The sequence below is a fragment of the Paraglaciecola sp. genome (assembly GCF_039943935.1).
GTDB lineage: Bacteria > Pseudomonadota > Gammaproteobacteria > Enterobacterales > Alteromonadaceae > Paraglaciecola.
In genome coordinates this window covers 84,900-102,980 of record NZ_JBDUZQ010000004.1, presented here as the reverse complement: position 1 = coordinate 102,980, position 18,081 = coordinate 84,900, and the positions used below count along the sequence as shown (strand labels likewise).

General features: G+C 41.6%; 17 protein-coding genes. 6 read left to right on the top strand and 11 right to left on the bottom strand.

Translation table 11 applies throughout. From position 1 onward, the window contains the following. Positions 1-8: 8 nt before the first annotated feature. Positions 9-878, bottom strand: a complete 870-nt coding sequence (locus tag ABJD71_RS02425; protein WP_348163992.1) for a DMT family transporter — start codon at positions 876-878, stop codon at positions 9-11. Positions 879-1,098: 220 nt separating this feature from the next. Between ABJD71_RS02425 and ABJD71_RS02420 the strand changes: the two genes are divergently transcribed. Beyond that, positions 1,099-1,602 (top strand): regulatory protein RecX, encoded by a 504-nt coding sequence (locus tag ABJD71_RS02420; RefSeq protein ID WP_348163990.1) that lies wholly within the window; start codon positions 1,099-1,101, stop codon positions 1,600-1,602. Between the two features lie 72 nt (positions 1,603-1,674). Beyond that, positions 1,675-3,468 carry a DEAD/DEAH box helicase gene (locus tag ABJD71_RS02415; RefSeq protein ID WP_348163987.1) on the top strand — a complete coding sequence of 598 codons (1,794 nt, stop codon included), beginning with the start codon at positions 1,675-1,677 and terminating at the stop codon, positions 3,466-3,468. A 34-nt stretch (positions 3,469-3,502) separates the two neighbouring features. Here the strand turns inward: ABJD71_RS02415 and ABJD71_RS02410 are convergent, their stop codons facing one another. From ABJD71_RS02410 to ABJD71_RS02390, 5 genes are all read right to left on the bottom strand, one after another. Further along, entirely contained in the window at positions 3,503-3,850 is a 348-nt protein-coding gene (locus ABJD71_RS02410) for a hypothetical protein (protein WP_348163984.1), read from the bottom strand. A gap of 79 nt (positions 3,851-3,929) precedes the next feature. Continuing rightward, entirely contained in the window at positions 3,930-4,130 is a 201-nt protein-coding gene (locus ABJD71_RS02405; protein WP_348163981.1) for a hypothetical protein, read from the bottom strand. Between the two features lie 83 nt (positions 4,131-4,213). After that, positions 4,214-4,681: a hypothetical protein gene (locus ABJD71_RS02400; RefSeq protein ID WP_348163978.1), complete on the bottom strand. Its 468-nt coding sequence runs from the start codon at positions 4,679-4,681 to the stop codon at positions 4,214-4,216. Positions 4,682-4,707: 26 nt separating this feature from the next. Continuing rightward, a complete protein-coding gene (locus ABJD71_RS02395; RefSeq protein ID WP_348163975.1) occupies positions 4,708-5,739 on the bottom strand; it encodes a cupin-like domain-containing protein in 1,032 nt (343 codons plus the stop codon). Positions 5,740-6,115: 376 nt separating this feature from the next. After that, positions 6,116-7,306, bottom strand: coding sequence for a multidrug effflux MFS transporter (locus tag ABJD71_RS02390; RefSeq protein ID WP_348163972.1), 1,191 nt, complete (start codon positions 7,304-7,306; stop codon positions 6,116-6,118). Between the two features lie 86 nt (positions 7,307-7,392). Between ABJD71_RS02390 and ABJD71_RS02385 the strand changes: the two genes are divergently transcribed. The 4 genes from ABJD71_RS02385 to folM all read left to right on the top strand — a co-directional run bounded on the left by ABJD71_RS02385 (position 7,393) and on the right by folM (position 10,500). Then, positions 7,393-8,376 (top strand): LysR family transcriptional regulator, encoded by a 984-nt coding sequence (locus ABJD71_RS02385; protein WP_348163969.1) that lies wholly within the window; start codon positions 7,393-7,395, stop codon positions 8,374-8,376. Positions 8,377-8,713: 337 nt separating this feature from the next. Beyond that, on the top strand, positions 8,714-9,085 hold the full coding sequence (gene folX, locus ABJD71_RS02380; RefSeq protein WP_348110300.1) for a dihydroneopterin triphosphate 2'-epimerase: 372 nt from the start codon (positions 8,714-8,716) through the stop codon (positions 9,083-9,085). A gap of 2 nt (positions 9,086-9,087) precedes the next feature. Then, the gene (folE, locus tag ABJD71_RS02375; RefSeq protein ID WP_348163966.1) at positions 9,088-9,780 is read left to right on the top strand and encodes a GTP cyclohydrolase I FolE; all 693 of its coding nucleotides are present in this window, start codon (positions 9,088-9,090) and stop codon (positions 9,778-9,780) included. Next, positions 9,781-10,500 (top strand): dihydromonapterin reductase, encoded by a 720-nt coding sequence (folM, locus tag ABJD71_RS02370; RefSeq protein ID WP_348163963.1) that lies wholly within the window; start codon positions 9,781-9,783, stop codon positions 10,498-10,500. Positions 10,501-11,063: 563 nt separating this feature from the next. Here folM and ABJD71_RS02365 read toward each other — a convergent pair. From ABJD71_RS02365 to sbcD, 5 genes are all read right to left on the bottom strand, one after another. Next, positions 11,064-11,348, bottom strand: coding sequence for a hypothetical protein (locus ABJD71_RS02365; RefSeq protein WP_348163960.1), 285 nt, complete (start codon positions 11,346-11,348; stop codon positions 11,064-11,066). Positions 11,349-11,460: 112 nt separating this feature from the next. Further along, positions 11,461-11,874 carry a helix-turn-helix transcriptional regulator gene (locus ABJD71_RS02360; protein ID WP_348163957.1) on the bottom strand — a complete coding sequence of 138 codons (414 nt, stop codon included), beginning with the start codon at positions 11,872-11,874 and terminating at the stop codon, positions 11,461-11,463. 170 nt (positions 11,875-12,044) lie between these two features. Next, positions 12,045-12,653 carry a hypothetical protein gene (locus ABJD71_RS02355; RefSeq protein WP_348163954.1) on the bottom strand — a complete coding sequence of 203 codons (609 nt, stop codon included), beginning with the start codon at positions 12,651-12,653 and terminating at the stop codon, positions 12,045-12,047. A 360-nt stretch (positions 12,654-13,013) separates the two neighbouring features. Further along, a complete protein-coding gene (locus tag ABJD71_RS02350) occupies positions 13,014-16,688 on the bottom strand; it encodes an SbcC/MukB-like Walker B domain-containing protein (RefSeq protein WP_348163951.1) in 3,675 nt (1,224 codons plus the stop codon). Then, positions 16,685-17,923, bottom strand: coding sequence for an exonuclease subunit SbcD (sbcD, locus tag ABJD71_RS02345; protein ID WP_348163948.1), 1,239 nt, complete (start codon positions 17,921-17,923; stop codon positions 16,685-16,687). The genes ABJD71_RS02350 and sbcD overlap by 4 nt, the downstream gene beginning before the upstream one ends. Between the last annotated feature and the right edge of the window lie 158 nt (positions 17,924-18,081).

Below are 18,081 nucleotides of genomic sequence, written 5' to 3'. Positions count from 1 at the left end.
TCCTGTGGTTACACTCCCATTTCAGCGGCTTTTTTAGGTGTAAAACTACTTCCTATCGAAGCAACAATAACCAAACAAATTGCAACCCACTGCAATAAGGTCAACTGCTCACTTAAAAACACAAAGCCAGCTAAAGCTCCTATGGCAGGCTCTAAGCTCATCAACACACTAAAAGCTTGCGTAGGGATATTTCTAAGGGCAATCATTTCTAAAGAATAAGGTAGCGCACTTGATAAAATTCCTACCAATAACCCAATAGATAACACCTCCCAACTCACTAGCGCCAAGCCCTGACTAACGGCCCCAACAGGCACCAGCACAATAGAAGCGACTGTCATGCCAAGTGCCACAGTCATTCCACCAGATACCTTTTTACCAGAACGAGTGCCAAACAAAATATAACCAGCCCAGAAAGCCCCAGCCCCAAGAGCCATTAAAGCACCCGTTAGATCAAGCCCTTGTGTACTAGCTAAATCTGGTAGTAACAAAACGATCCCAGCAATGGCAAAAGCGACCCACAACAGATCGCTTTTACGCTTAGAATTAAATAATGCCACCGCTAATGGGCCTGTAAATTCAAGCGCCACCGCAATCCCTAACGGAATACGTTCAATAGCGAGGTAAAATAAAATATTCATGCCACCTAAACACAGGCCATAAATAATAACACTTTGCCATTCTCGCCCTTTAGGCATGGCTCGCCATGGCCGAAACACGACCCAAAGTACCGCAGCAGCAAAGCCTAAACGTAATGCCGTGGTGCCCTCTGGACCAACCAAAGGAAAAAGCTGTTTTGCCAGAGATGCGCCAGATTGAATTGCCACCATAGCGAATAAAACACTGCAGATAGCGATCAACATAACTCGATTAATTTGCATCTAGAATACGCCCCAAAAAACAGAATAACTGAATTGGCGGCATTCTACCTGAGGCAAGCCAAACTCTGCAGACATTATTGCTATAAACGGCAAAAACCCTAACATTGCGGAAATAAACTAGACTGTCTTTTTAATTCACTTATCCTAGTTGCTAGCGCACGTATTTATTCAAGCAAAAATGAAAACTTTACCACCAGTTATAATGCAGAAAACCTGAACTATGTTTAAAAAAAAGCAAGATGCAAAACCCAAAGAAATAACCTTCGAACGAGTCAAAGGTTACTACATGTGGTTGCTAGGAAAATATGGAGATTACACATCAAAAACCTTAATGCAAAAGGCCAACACATTATTCAAAGAGAACCCTTCATTTAATGAAGAGGCCCTTAACTATCTTATCGAACAAGGCATAGTTGATGATCTAAGGTATGCAAAACGCTTGACCCAAAATTACTCAGAAAAGAACATTGGTCCCAACAAAATAAAACAAAAACTCTTTACCAAAGGCTTCACATCACAAATCATCAACGAGTGCGTAGAATTAATAGAGAACACAGATGAGGACTATTTAGATAAAGCCCTCATCCTTAAAGTCAAAAAATTTGGCGAATCCAAAATTGTCGATGACAAACTTAAACAAAAGGCATTGAGACATTTAATTGGGCAAGGGTTCTCATACTCTATTGCTAATAAAGCGATTAACTACTCAGGTAATGATGCCTAGGGGTATTCATTGTTTACAAAAAGATATGCCACTTTTTATGCCTCAAACTAAAACAACTCTACTTCAAGCATCATGACCCAAACATTCAAACTCCGAGACTACCAAACTCAAGCAGTTGAGGCAGCCCTAGCGCACTTTCGTCATGGCGATGATCCCGCAGTGATTGTCCTGCCTACAGGCGCGGGTAAAAGCTTAGTGATTGCAGAATTAAGTCGACTAGCAAAAGGCCATGTGATTTGCCTTGCCCATGTAAAAGAACTAGTTGAGCAAAATCACGCTAAGTTACTCGCAACGGGGACCCCAGCCGGTATTTTTTCAGCCGGGCTAGGCCAAAAAACCAATACCGCCAAAACCACCTTTGCCAGTATTCAGTCGCTGTCTGCGAGCTTAGCGTCTTTTCAAACCCCAGCCAGCTTAATTATTATTGATGAATGTCATCGAGTCGCCATGGACGATAGCGCCCAATACCTTAAAGCTCTTGCGCATTTTCGTGGTCTAAACCCCAATGTAAAAATTTTAGGTTTAACCGCTACCCCATACCGCTTAGGCAGTGGCTGGATATACCAACATCATTACCACGGGTTTGCACGCCTCGCTCCAAGCTCATTTTTTAAAAAATGTATTTTTGAACTGCCCCTGCAGCATATGGTAAAAAACGGGTATTTAACGCCGCCCATTCATTATGATGCAGCGATAGCTCATTATGATTTCAGTTTATTAACAGAAAGCTTAGATGGCGAACAAAATACCGATGACGTCGCTTTAAACGAACTGATTCACAAACATCCTCGGGTCACCCAAGCCGTGACCGAACAAATACTGCAGCTAAGTAAAGAGCGTCAAGGTGTCATGATTTTTGCCGCCACCATAGACCATGCCAAAGAAATTTGTGGTTATTTACCAGTAGAGCAAACGGCCTTAATAACTGGCACCACAAAAATCAAACAGCGAGACGAGCTAATCACCGCTTTTAAAGCCAAACAAATTAAATACTTAGTGAATGTATCTGTTCTAACTACAGGCTTTGATGCGCCCCACGTAGATGTAATAGCTATTTTACGACCCACCGAATCTATCAGCCTATTTCAACAAATTGTTGGTCGAGGTTTACGACTAAGCCCAGGCAAAAAAGACTGCTTAGTATTAGATTACACCAACAATGGTTACGATATTTTTCAACCAGAAATAGGCGAAAAAAAGCCCGCCCAAGATTCAGTTGCGGTACAAATTCATTGCCCTCAATGTGGTTTTGCCAATACATTTTGGGGCAGGACAGACTCTGAAGGGAATATACTTGAGCACTTTGGCCGTCGATGCCAGGGTTTAATTGAAGACGCCGAAAACATAGAAAACCTCGATGACGTTGAAAACCCTATATTTGATAAGCAATGCAGCTACCGTTTTCGCTTTAAACACTGCCCCCATTGCAACCAAGAAAACGACATTGCTGCACGGCAATGCCAGCACTGTCATGAAAAGCTAATCGACCCTGATGATATATTGCGCAAAGCCTTAAACTTAAAAAACAATAAAGTACTCCGCTGCGCCGCCATTACCCCGAAAATCAATCATGCCGACAAGACAGTGAAGATCACCTACCACGATGAAGACGGCCTGACGTTATCAGAAACCTTTCGCTTTAATTTTAAAAAATCGAGACATAGCTTTAATGACTTATTCGCCCGAAGGCTAGCCAAAGGCACCCAATCGATTCAGTTTGAGTCACTGGAAGATCTACAGCGCTTTTTACCCTATCTGCCAGCCCCAGACTTTGTAATAGCCAAGAAACAAAAACATCACTGGCAAGTTACCGAAAGGTTATTTGATTACGAAGGGCCGTATCGCAAGGCAAATCAGCTAGGTTAGTCGAGGTAAGGCTTTAAAAAAGTTATGACAGGTATTATTGAGTCACTTCGATAATTTTAGCCTGCTCAAAATGTTTCTTTGCATACTCAAACACTTCAGACGCAAACTTAGCACTTGGTGCACAAATGTCTGTTGCGTGGCTAGCCTGATTAAATAAGGTCACTATATTATCCGTCAATTGAATGTGTGCGATAGATGCTTTTTGAACAACTACTGGATGACTACTCAAGAAATGGCGATTTAATTTATGTGGGTTTTTACGAATATGAACAGTCTCGTCACAAAACGTAAAAACACGTTTTGGTTCGAATGTTAATCGCCTAATAAAAAACACAAGAATACATAAAAGTACCAGCGAAGCAGTATAAATTAACATGTTCATGTAACCTTCTTAGTTTGTTGACGATTTTCATACCATGTTTATCTTAAGATAAAACGTTCAGTTACTATGGGGTTTACCTTTAACCTTTAACCTTTAATGCCATCAGCAAACAACTTACTCCTACTAAAATGGCAACGAGTCCACCTATATTTACCGATTGGTTTTGGTTGAAAGAAATTGCCATGAGTAACCCCCCAAAAAGAGAGGCTCCTATTCCGACCCCCATTAATATCCCCTTACCAAGGTTTGAAATGATATTCATAAAACTCTCTACTTTCATCAAACGTCCTTTTAAAATATCGTTATTTAAAATGAGCAGCAACTTATCAACAAGCATAATCAATAGGGGTAATTGATGACTAATTAGAATTGATAACCTATCTGAGCCATTAACCCAGTGTGAGTGCCTGATTTTGCATCACCAACCACAAAAGAAAAGCCAGCGTTAGCTCCAGAGATTCCAATACCATTAAAAAAATAATGATAACCGAACCCGGCACCGTAGATAGCTTCATCCTTCCTAAAAATAGTGCTTTCAGTGCCTACCACTCCCACATAAGCGCCAAGGCCATGCTGAGAATTTTGAAAATCAAACAAGTCTGTTGTCACCCAACCAGCACCTACTCCACAAGAAGAGCCGCCTCTATCTGAATAGCTTATACATCCAGCAGACAGGTACTTTAAGTCTGTATCTGAGCGCATCGCGATATTAGCTCCTAATCCGCTGTACAAACTCCCTGCCCCTAACCCAAAAGAAAACTCATCAGCCACAGAATTAACAGAAAATACTAAAGGGGCAAGTAGGTAAGCGATAAATTTAATTTTTTTCATTTGTTTCCTTACAGTAAATAAACTTTTTAGCGCTGAAAATACCCTTTTAACTTGGCACGAATAGTTTGCACCGTTTTAGGCGTGAGCGAGCCTAGTAGCCCTAGCTTGTCTTGGGGTATATGCGCTGTGGTGTCTTCAGTAGCATCGAACACGTAGTAATCAAACATGTCACGCCAGTATTTTCTCTCATTTTGAGAGAGGTCTCTTATAGCAAGAATGGCATGATCCAGAGCCGGAGCAGGCAAACCAAGGTGTTTCGGAGAAACTCGCCACCAAAAATTAACTAGCATATTGAAAGGTTCTAAACCATCTACATGATGCCACCAAAGTGGCGGCATATAAATCGCGTCTCCCGGTTCTAGATCTGCTACTTGAGCAACCTCTAGCGCCTGTTTAAAACGAGGGAATTTATTGAAATCGGGCTGACTTAGATCCACCATTGAGATAGTTCGCCCAGCTGGCGTATTATCGATGGGCCCAAGGTAAAGGTTCCGAAACTGATCCGGTGGAAATACAACAAAACGTCTGCGTCCACCAACAACACAAGCTAAGTTATAGGTAGAGTCATTGTGAGGAGCAATCTGTGTGCGTGTGCCCATCCATGCAAAGCCATTAGCTGTTTGCCCACCAAGGTCAATAGGATTAGCCTTAAGCAACTCTGGGAAATAAGTATCAACATGCGCGGCTGCCACGTATAAGCATAGTTGCTCTACATCATCTTCAGACGCAGCAATTTTTTCGAATATTTCACGTAAGTCAGCTTTGTGCATATTAATATTCAAAGACATATCGTCTTTATAGAAAACTCGCCCGCGATTTTCGGGTGGCCCGCTCGACACCATTACAGGCTTATTACTATAAAATCCGAGCAAGTAAGAGCGAAGCGCATCAGAAGATTGCTGTGCGGCTTGAACTAAAGGCCAGTCACGCACCATGCCCCGCACTATAAATGGCGTTGGAGAAGTAAAGTCAGCCGCCGATAGATTACCGGCTTCATCGAGTTTTTTTTCTGGTAAATGGGGCAGACCATCAAGAGGGTGTGTTGAGTTAGTGTTCACTGCGAATAAATCTCCGTCACTAGGCTGACGTTAAAGGTTTCTTGTCTCATATTTAAGTCTTAGTTCTTCCGCTAGTTTTATGGAAGCACCTACTAAAGCTCATTGTGACACCCAAAGTAAAAATTAGCAAAACAGCAACTTACTATAAGTTAGAGCGCTCTATTTAGTCAGGAAGCATCAGTTTTCATGGCCTATAATCAATGATGAAAAACAAAGCTAATCGCTTCAAGGTCGAATAAACTAAATTGAATTCAACTTGAGTTATCAATCATGACACATTTCAATCTTTTGAATTTGCTAGGAGACCTTTTCTAGATGGTATGCACGACCATCTACAACACTGCGTTGATGTGGTGTTACCTACCCAAAGAAATTATTAAGTCACAGCCTCCTCATTAAAGGTAATTTTCTGCTTCATTGACGGTGTTTTATATAAGCAATACATAGGCACGATACTTAGCATTAATACGATTAACTGTTGTGCTGCATCGAGCCCAGTTAGTTGTAACAATCCAACTATTACAGATGCGCCGCTCATTTGTGCAAACCCCAACAATGCCGACGCAGTACCCGCTTTGTCGCCAAAAGGAGCTAATGCTTGGCCAGCACATGCCCCCATCATCAATGAAAAACCTACTGAACTAAGCATTATGGGTAACATAAAACCAGCGGGGTGATGCCATGACAAAAACACTAGCATTAACAGCCCAGATACAACGAGCACTAACATACCAAAACCAATGGTTATTCGAGGTCCCCATTTGAGTAATGCTTTTGGCGCTAGCACACTGGCAGCCACATTTAACACCGCATTTAAACTAAACCAAAACACAAAGCCCTCTCTGTCTAACCCAAGGTGCACCATCAACCAGCCCGGTGCAGCCGTGACATAAGCAATAATCACTGCCATGGCTAACATCACAACTACCGCGTTAAACAAAAACACAGGGTGTTTTACAATATCTGCATAGGCATTGATGTTGATTAACTTTGTTTCAGCCGCGGTTTTTTTAAGCTGAGTTTCAGTTAACAAAAACGCAATTATTAGCCCTGCAAAAACGGCGTATCCAACCATAAATTCAAAATTACTGCGCCAGCCAAAATATTCAGTCAGTAGGTTACCCAAAAGTGGTGCGAGTGCCGGAATGCAGCAAATAGCGCCGTTTAGGTAGCTATACATCACACCACTTTGGATGGCATCGTAACGATCTCGAACACACGCAAAGGCTGCGACTACAATGGCACAAGCCCCGAATCCTTGTAGTAAACGAGAAATGAGTACCAGCTCAATGCTGGATGCAATGACAATGAGCGCTGACGATAAGCCGTAAACAACTACACCTGCTAGCGCTACTGGTTTTCGGCCGTATTTGTCAGCTAATGGGCCAGTTACTAATTGCCCAAGCCCCAAACTCAGTAGAAAAATGGTCACGCTCCAACTCATGGTGACTAATGATACTGAAAGATCTTGCGCCATAATCGGCAGCGCCGGTAAAAATATATCAATCGCTAAGGGGCTGAATAACACCATCAATATCAATAGGGGTAATAAGCTTGTGCGTGCCATTCATTGCTCCGAAAATTGGACTGCTCTGAAGATTAAGCTGCCACTATAGACAGTGCAAGTATATGGCATTAACATTATGAGTAAAAATGAATTTTTGTGATTGCAACTATTCTAAAATGGAATATACATTTGTGGTAAATCTTGATTTAAAGCTATTACATGTTCTAAACACCTTGTTTGAAGAACACAGTGTAACTTCTGCTGCTAGGCGTTTAAATTTGAGTCAGTCAGCTGTTAGCAAGCATCTTGCGCGACTGCGAGATATATTTGAAGATCCATTGTTTGAGCGCACAGGCCAAGGTTTAAAACCTACCCCTCGAGCCATCGAATTGTTACCTCAATTGCGTCAACTACTATCCCAATTTGACCAATTTACACGGCCAAAAGCCTTTGAACCTGAAGTGAGCGATCGTAACTTTCGCATCGATTTGTTGAATACGGCATATTCTTTGACCTTCCCTCATTTCATGCCCAATTTATTGTCTACAGCCCCCAATATAAGATTACTGACACAAACATGGGAGCCCCATAGTCTTGATAAGTTACTCAAATGTGAGATTGATTTAGGCATTGCATGTCGCGAATTGGATCAACGCTCGCCGCTGCATATGCGTTTTATTCCTGATGACTTAAATCAGACCACGTTAATACGTGAACACTCTTTATGTTTAGTACGGGAAGACCACCCGGCACTAAATGAAACTTGGGACTTAAAGAGTTTTTTACACTATAGGCATATCCAAGTCATTATGGGCGGGTTAGATCAATGGTTGTTAGATGAGGTGTTGACAGAGCAGAATATATATCGCGATATTGCGATAGAAATGCCTGATTTCTATTGTGCAATGAGCCTATGTGAACAAAGTGACTTAGTGTTATGTGCCCCTGCTAGGCATGCCAACCAAATGGCGTCACATTTTAAGCTTCGCACTTTACCCATGCCTATCGATTTTGAATCTGGTGCGTATGTATTGCTGTGGCATAAACACTTTGAGCAAGACTCAGGGCATAAATGGTTGCGTGACCTAATCATTAATAACGTTAACGAAGTTGAAACCAAGCGAAGCTAATTAGTGCCGGTCACCTTTGTTAGTAACAGATACATATGTAACCCCAGTTCCAATCAACGGTATTATGAGACTCCACTTGTAAAAACTGACCTGTTTAGCAATGACAATTAACACCTATCTACGATTATTGAACAAAAATTAAAATTCTGTATTTAAAACCTATATTAATAAGTATGATCCCGCAGACCACAATCGCACTTAAAATGAACCAAAACCAAATTAAGAGCGTATACTAGGGCTAATATAAGAATCAGTGAAGAGATGTGCAATGAATGCTCCTGCTTTCGCTTTAACAGATAATCCAATTCATCAGTCGTCTAAAATTTCGTCTTCTAAGATGAACGCCATTATCGAAATAACAAATCTTAGGCTCAGAACCTTTATCGGGTTTAATGAAGAAGAAAAGAACAAACAACAAGACATAGTGATCAATGCTGAAATTCACTACCCCCTTAGTAGTGGATGTTTAGAAGATCAGGTATCTGATGCCCTAAATTACAAAACCATTACCAAAGCCATTATAAAACATGTCGAATCTGGACGTTTTTTATTGCTAGAAAAGCTGGTCGCAGACGTGCTCAATATTTGTAATGAGCATCAAGATGTTGTCTATGCAAAAGTAAAAATAGACAAGCCCCATGCTCTGCGTTTTGCAGATTCGGTATCTCTGTCACTCGATATTCACAGCAACAGCCCACAGGAGAAATAATCATGACATCAAAAACCGCGGCCTTGAGCATTGCTAGTGAAAACAAATCCTCCAGCCAAATGAGCCAAGAAGCATTAAAGGTCAGAAATGCACTGATTAAGCGTGGCTTAGAAACTCCTATGATTGAAAATGAGCTGACCGACAAGCAAAAATACGCAAAAATCAAAGACAGCTTTACCGATATCGTCACCACACTTGGTCTAGATTTAACAGACGACAGCTTATGCGAAACACCTCATCGGCTTGCCAAAATGTACGTTAATGAAATTTTCTCTGGTTTAGACTACAAAACGTTTCCTAAAGTCACAGCCATCGAGAACAAGATGAAGCTTGATGAAATGGTTAAAGTAGACGACATCAATTTAACCAGCACCTGCGAACACCACTTTGTCACCATTGATGGCACAGCCCGCGTAGCTTACATACCTAACGACAGCATTATCGGCTTATCAAAAATCAATCGTATAGTGCGATTTTTTGCCCAGCGTCCACAGGTACAAGAACGCCTAACCCAACAAATTTTAGTGGCACTACAGACACTATTGAATACCGACAATGTCGCAGTATCAATAAACGCAACCCATTATTGCGTTAAATCTCGTGGCGTGATGGACACAAACTCCCATACCTCAACCACTGCCCTTGGCGGCAGCTTCAAACAAAACTCGATTACCCGACAAGAATTTTTAAAGTAAATGCCAACGGTAGTCATAACAGGCGTAGGGCAACGCTTAGGTTTATGTTTGGCCGAATATTTTTTGGCCAAACAATACACGGTAATAGGCACCTATCGCACCGAAAGAACATCTGTTACAAATTTACAAACAAAGGGCGCGCAGCTCTACCAAGTAGACTTTTACGACCACCAGCAAACCCAATCATTTATTAAAGCAGTGATCAGCAACAACGACACCATAGACTGCTTAATTCATAACGCGTCAGACTGGCATGATGATAATAAGACTTTAGATTTCACCGCTTATCATCAAATATTCTGTAACATGATGACCATCCATGCTGAAGTACCTTATCAGTTAAACCTAGCTTTTCAGTCGCTTCTTACTTCTATAGATGACCATGAGTTTACCGACATTATTCACATCAGTGACTATGTCGCATCTAAGGGGAGTAAAAAGCATATTGCGTATGCAGCCAGTAAAGCCGCACTAGAAAACCTAACCCTGTCATTCGCCCAACGTTTTAGCCCAAATATTAAAGTTAATGCCATCGCCCCAGCCCTGCTAGCCTTTAATGAAGATGACGATGATAGTTATAAAATAAAGGCTCGAAATAAATCCCTAATGCAAACTGAAGGCTCATTTCAAGAAGCCATCAATACCGTTGAATGGTTATTAGCAAGCCGTTACATCACTGGCCGCACTATACACCTAGATGGTGGCAGACATTTAAAGTAGGCGTTTGAATAGACGTTTATCAAGGGCCCTATTACAAGGCAAATGATTACTCCACTCAATGCCCTTGGTATACAAAAAGAATATAAAAAGCCTGTAGGTTGGGCTTTAGCACATCATTTTTCCTAGCTCAGCGCCCTTTACCTTAGGTGGTTGATGTAACCCGCAAACCAAGGGCATTCCCTAAAAAGATATGCTCAAAGGCGGGGTTCTCCGAGAAGCACCCAAAGCTAAAAGTTAGCTATATGCCATAATCACTTGTTATGCGACGCTACCACGACACTTGGCCTAGGGCTTCTTTGTACGACGCCAACGCTTTATAAACTGCCAATTTAATTCGAAGTTTTTTGATAAATACCTGATAACAAAGACAGGTAACAACCAAAAAGCGACTACAGCGAGTTGAATAAATAAAAACACAAATACAAATTCGTTGAAAATATCGTCAGATATAAAGAAAACTAATAAAAAAAAATTAACGATAACAAAAAGCCAAATAGCCCACCGAGCATCTTTAATCAATTGTCGTAATTCTAAAGTTTAACTCTCAGAGTGCATCATTTTCTCTAGTTAAAACCGAAATAAAGTACAAAAACAGCCATAGAAAAAGGCAGCACTAAAAAGTTAAATGTAGTTTCAATGTCCTTTTTGAATACTGCCCTAACACCAATGTAGCTATTAAACAGTGCCACTACGACTGACAAAAAACCACCGATAACCAGCCTAACAGGGTAGTCAATATCTGGATAAAAGAGGTAAGCAACAATTGCCGGAGGGACTAAAAGCGGTATCTCCGCTACCATCCAAGAAACTTGATTTAAATATTGAATGTATCTGTCGGTCAAATTCATTGAAGGTAGCTAACTTCCATATATGAGGCGCACGTACATTGGGCATAATGGCGAAACAGCCCCACGTGTGCGCATTCCAACAAACGAAGTAAGTGAGTTGTTACATCACCACTCACCAATATTTTTTCGTATCAATATAATGCTTCATATTAGAAAAGATGTAAGCTAAAAGAAAAAATGCCGGTGTAGCTAATATGTCAGGTTTTATAAGCCAAGTTAGTAGACCTAAAAGCACTGTTATCATTTCTAACATAATAATTTGCTTTCTTGCTTTTACTCCCCAAAACGCAAATCTGACCCACAACGACTCTTTTTTCCATTCATTTGATGTTTTGTCTATCACGATAATTTCCTCTTGAAGTTTAGAAATGTCAATTTCAAACACAGAGGCAAGGGCTTTGAGAGATTCTATACTGGCTTTGTTTCCACTTTCTATGCGTTGAATAGTTCTCGTACTCAAACCGCTTAAGGTGGCAAGTTGTTCTTGTGACCAGTTTCGTTTTTCTCTAAGACGTTTGACTATCATTTCGGCTCCTTACCAATGTGAGAGAAAATTATCCATGTTTTAATCGATTGTCGGTTACGAAATTCACACGACAGTGGGACGACAGCTGATGTCTGCAGCAAAATAACGCTTGACATATAGGGGGTTTTGGAGCGCTTTCAGCGAGTAAAATTCCCGACATGATGCACTTGTTAAGTACCCGTTTTCCATAAACTATATTGTTTATTTCTATTCTTTAAATTCGCCATTTTCTCAAGCCTGGATTCAATTTCAGACAAAACTGGTATACCACACACTTTTCTTTGCTCGTCAGGGCGAGCATCTTTATCGAAGTTTTCTAAATAGTAAATATTATGTGTTCCCGCAGAATTCATTTTTCTTTTTAATTGGGTACCCCATATTTGAGGTTTTCCAAGTTTTAGAAGATATCTATCTTCAGCGGCACAAGATAACCAACTAGCATTTGTATTTGAGGGATCAAGCGAAACTGATGTCTGTGAAAGCTCCATCGCTTTTTTATAATGACTAAGCTCTGAACCATGTTGCATTATCATTGCTGCAGCAAAATATTCTTGAGAAGATAAATTTTCAACAGTTTCTAATATTCTTTCAATTTGAGAAAGTCTAGCTTTGTCACCCGGAAGCATAATTTCAGTGATGTATTCTTTGACTTCACTATTTGGAAGGGTTCTTAAATGTGCTCGAACGGCTTGGTCCTCTTCGTATAGTTTAATCAAGTCACTTGCGTTTACCTGAGCTATAAAAAATGCTGAAGCAAATAATATCCACTTTATGTTCACCGAAATCTCCTAAGGCACTTAACAATATGAGCATCCAGAAAAGTTCCTTGTTTAAACACGAAATTTTTCCATATTTCTACATGAGTCATTTCTATCACGGCAACTAACCCATTGTACAGGTTAACTTTATTGCCTTTTACAGATACAACAAATAGAGAAAAAACGATATTTTCCTAGATATTGCTGTTATGCAGATCCCTCTTCAAATTGGAGGCTTGTTGAGTGTTTAGCATAAAATAAAAGGGGAGCAGTTAATTTACTAAGTAATACGCACCGTTAAATGGGCTGACGGGCTAAACCCCGACTACACGTTATGTATCTGCTTATCTCGTGGGCAAAGCCCATGAACAAACAACGCGGTTACGCAACAGCAAACTCTCGTTCTAACTCACTCACCCCGAGACCACTCTTTTTAGTTACCCGTAACTGAGTCGGAATGCGCTCTTTCATCGCTTCGATGTGGCTAATCACGCCAATCATCTTGCCAGAGGCGTTGAGGTTATCTAGGGCATCTAATGCGATATCTAAGGTTTCAGCATCTAAAGTGCCAAACCCTTCATCTAAAAACAGCGAGTCGATACTAGTTTTGTGGCTCACTAAATCAGACAAGGCCAGTGCCAACGCTAAGCTTACTAAAAAACTTTCGCCCCCCGATAAGGTCTTGGTGTCGCGCTCTACATCACCTTGCCAGGTATCGAGCACCGTAAGCGCCAAGCCTTGTTCTTCTTTGCGTTTAAGTAAATAACGGCCGTGTATTCTGTCTAGTTGTTTGTTGGCTAAGTAGACTAGGTTATCTAGGGTTAGGCCCTGCGCAAAGCGGCGAAATTTATCACCATTAGCTGAACCAATTAAGCCGTGCAAATAGCTCAATTGGTCATACTCTTGTTGTTGCTCAGCGATTTGATCTAACAGGGTTTGTTGTCGCGCGGTTTCGTTTTCATCTTTTTGCAGTTGACTGCTAATGCCACCTTTGCGCTCAACTAAGGCGTCTTTTTCAGTTTGTAGTTGCGCCAGTAACAGTTGCACTTGTTGTTGCGGTATTTGCTGCCAAGTGCTTGCTTGGGGTTCATTATTGAGGGCGTTGAGCTCGGTTTTTGATTGTTCTAATAAGGTATTGGCCTTTTGTAATTGACTGTCTAGGCTTTGCTTTTTAGTGAGCAAATCGCTGCGTTGCTGCTCAGGTAATAGTGCATGTTCAAATTCACTTTGGCTCGCAAATGGGCTGTTCGTCAGTAACTCATGCCACCTATCAGCTAGCTCTTTACGCAACTGCTGCAACTCAGTTTGCTGTTGTAATTTAACTTTTATGGCGGCTAATAGGTCGCCATGCTGTCGCTCTATTTGCTTATGAGCATCAAGCGCCACTTGATAAGACTGCTCGGCTTGAGTTAATCGCCCGTTGGCGTTTTCTCTGGCATTAAATACAGTTTGCTCACCAAACAATTGCTGTCGCTGTTGGCTTGCATTAGCCAACTCTTCTTTAAGACGAGCTTCTTCTAACTGCATAACACGTAATTGCTTACCCAGCTCAACTAACACCTTCTCAAATCCAGACAAATCATGTTTTTTAGCTACAATTTTATTATTTATCAGTTCATTTTGACGATGTTTATCTTGGTACACTTTTACATCAGACTCTTTAACTTGTAGCCATTGAGCAAGTTCTTGCTCCGCTGGCAATACGTAATTTAAAGCCTTAATGTTGTTCATTAATCTAGTTTGAGCCTGCTCTACGAATGTATTTAACTTGGTTAATTCTGTAGCGGTGTGTTGCCTATTTTTCTCAAGGGTTTGTTGGCTTTGCTCTTGCAATTTTTGCTCGCTATTGAGTTTATCTACTTCTCTTTCGCTTTGGTTAAGTGATTCTTTGCAGCTAAGTAATGCTTGTTCGGCTTGCTTAAGGTTACTGAGCTGAGTTGACACCTTGTCGAGATGACTCTTGAGGTTTTGCTCGAAATTTTGCAAACCTGCTTGGTCGCTAATGGCAAGGTCGCACTGCAGGGCCTGTAGGCAGTGTTGCCACTGCGTATTAAGTTGCACTTCTTGGGTGTCGTGTTCAGATAGTTGCTTTTGTAATTGCTCAATATTGAGGTGCAGCAAGTCTAGCTTTTCACGTACCCCTTTGCCTTCTGCTTCTAATTGACTAAGCCGAGTTTCAGCTTCTTTTAGTCTGGTAACAGTTTCAGGAATATTCAGCTCCATGTCAGCGGCTTTAGGATGCGTCAAGGCACCACACAAAGGGCAAGGCTCGTTTTCTTCTAAGTGTTTTCTGTATTCGGCTAATTGCTCTTCTTGACTCACTAAGCGCGTTAGGTCTTTACAGTGCTGAGCTTGTTCTTGATATGCTTGAAGTAACGAGGTGCGCTCGCGACTTAGCGACTCTGCATTCTCTTGACTCGATAATAGCTTTTGTTGGTCGTCACGTTTAGCAGTGATTAGCTGTTGTGCTCGGCGCTGTATATCTTGAGCTTTAAGCAACTCTGGCCACAGATTATTAAGCTGTGTTTGTTGTTGCTCAGCATCTGCCGCGCTTAAGCTTTGGCTTAATGCTTGGTACTCTGCTTGTTTATTAGCAAAGGCCGCTTGCTGCTGAGTAACCCCCTCATTAAGGGTTTGCCATTTTTGGTTAATTAGCTTTTGAGCTTGGCTGTTCTCGTTAACCTGTTGTTCTAAGGTAACGGTTTGCTGTTGTAGCCCATGCGCGCTTTGTTGATCTCGCTTAATTTGCTCAAGGGCCGCTGTCCAGCCACTGAGATGTTCAGCCACTTGGCTATCAGCTGCATGTTCATTCAAATAATCTTGTACTTGGGTCTGCTGCTCGGTTAATTCGGCTAACTCTTTACTTAAGCTCTGTTTATTTGAGTCTGACAGATGTTGTTGCTGCAGCGTCTCTGCGATGTGTTGCTGCTGTTTATTTAGGTTTTCTTGGAGGTGAGTAATTTGATTATCTAACGGTATCACTTGCTCGGTAATAAGCTTTTCTTGGGCAAGCTGATTATTCTTAGCCGTTTGCAAAGCGAGGGTCGCAGTTGCGAGTGTATCGCTTGCCGCTGATACCTGTTTTTGCAAGCTTAACTCTGTTTTTTGATGCTCATTTACCTGTTCTTCAGTGGTTTGGCACTGGCTTATGACTTCAACTAGGCGCTGCCAATTAGGGCGTAGCCGCTCTGCTGGTTCACTTTTTTGCAATAAGGCCAAGTCATCTTCGGCATCTGCAATAGCCTGCTTCGCTTGTAAACAAAGGGTGGTTGCATTGCCATGCCCTTTTTGAGCACTTTGCTGCTTATCCCACCATTTAATATGGTTTTCGTGAATCTTAACTTGCTTTTCAACACTTACTTGCTTGTTTTGCAATTCAGTAAGTTCGGTTTGCAAACCGAGTTTTTGCTCAGCGCTAAGTAAAGAAAAGGTATTGGCACCCGCTTGTAATTCTTTTAATGTTTGCTTGGTTTGGCTGTAATGCTCGTGTACCTGAATAGAAATTTTGCCGTAAATTTCGGTACCTGTTAGCTCTTCTAAAAGCTCGGCTCGTTGCTTTTCGTCGGCATTTAAAAATGCAGCAAAGTCACCCTGAGATAACATCATAGACTTGGTAAAACGCCCAAAGTCTAACCCTGTTATTTTTTCTATCTCTTCACTTTTTTGGCGTACCTGCGTGGCTAAGACCTTACCCGTGCTGACTTCGGCTAGTTCTGCATCTGCGGGCTGTAAATTGCCATCGACCTTACCCCGCGAGCGGCGCATACTCCAAAACGCACGATAAGCCTTACCTTTTACTTCAAACTCAACCTCAGCCAAACATTCGGCTGTGCCGCGAGTCATGATTTCATTGGCTGAATTGGTAATTTGCCCAAGCCTTGGGGTTTGGTGATACAAGGCTAAACAAATGGCATCAAGTAAGGTGGTTTTGCCTGCCCCAGTAGGGCCAGTTATGGCAAATAGTCCGTTATCAATAAAAGGGGACTGGGTAAAATCCACCTTCCACTCGCCTTTTAATGAGTTTAAATTTTTAAGACGTATGCTTAAAATTCTCATTGCTCACTCCCCTGTACTTGTACCTCTGAGAGTATTTGCTTAAACCTTTGGCGCACCTTATTAAGGGTGGCTTGCTCTTGCTCCGTTTCGAAGGTTTCCATGGTTAATCGTTTTTCAAATACCTCTTCAGGGGCTAATTCAGCTAGGGTTTCGTTGTTGGCTTGATTCAAGAGTTGACGGCGCTGATTACGAGAACGGCGCAGTTGCAGCACCTCAACGTTTAAGTCTGCGGTTAACCCTTGAATGCGTTCTTGCAAGTCAGACAAATAGTCTTGGCTATCTACCTCAAGGCATAACCAGCAAGGTAACGAACTAGCACTTGATTGCTCAAAAGCCTGCAACCTAGCACTAATAGTCGCCAAGTCACCTTTAATGACCTCCATAGGTTGAAAATTAGGAACCTCTATTGGCTGTAACTGGCTGACTGTAGCGCCAGAAAATTCCACCAGCATCACCTGTTTAGGCTTACCCAGTTCATCAAAACTAAGTGGTATTGGCGAGCCGCAATAACGAATATGTTCAGACTTAGCCACTATTTGTGGTTTATGAATGTGCCCAAGTGCGATGTAGTCAGCCGGCGGAAACCCATCTGCAGCAAAGCCGTCGAGTGTGCCTATGTATATATCTCGCACACTTTCTGATTGCGTTACCCCTAATGCAGTTAAATGGCCCGTGGCAATAATAGGTAAATCTTGTCCAGAGGCATGTTTTTTAGCTAAAGCGATGTCATAAAGATGGTGATAGTGCTGCTTGATAGCCTCACCTAGTGCTTGGCGTTTTTGCAGGCCGGTTTCACCTGCTGTACTTTGCAACACATCACGAGCGCGTATAAAAGGCACAGCACACAAAATCGCAACGGGCTCACCTTGTTTACCGGTAATAGTAAAGACTTGTTCGTCGGTGGTTACACCAGTACTTGCCACCACAAAAGTATTTAGGCAGGCCAATATCTGTTTAGACTCGTTTAAGGTCGATACCGAATCGTGATTACCGCCCAGCACTACTAACACACAATTGAGTTTTTGCATGTCCACCACAAATTGGTTGTACATCTCTCTGGCATAGCTAGGTGGGGTGCCCGTATCAAAAATATCACCGGCTATGATGACGGCATCGATTTGCTCTTTTGCAACAACTTGCAATAGCCATTCAATAAATTTTTGGTGTTCGTCTTTACGGCTTTTAGTGAAGAAGCTTTGTCCTAGATGCCAGTCAGAGGTGTGCAGTATCTTCATTTTGAGCCTTGTTTGATAAAAAAATGATACGGGTACGAGAAAGGTAACTTGGTTATTGTATCGCAAAATATGTGATCACCGTGCTTACCCTTTATAAAAAGCCACGGTTTTTTATTCCCTCATCAAACAAGATTACTTGATAAACTAAACACCGACTT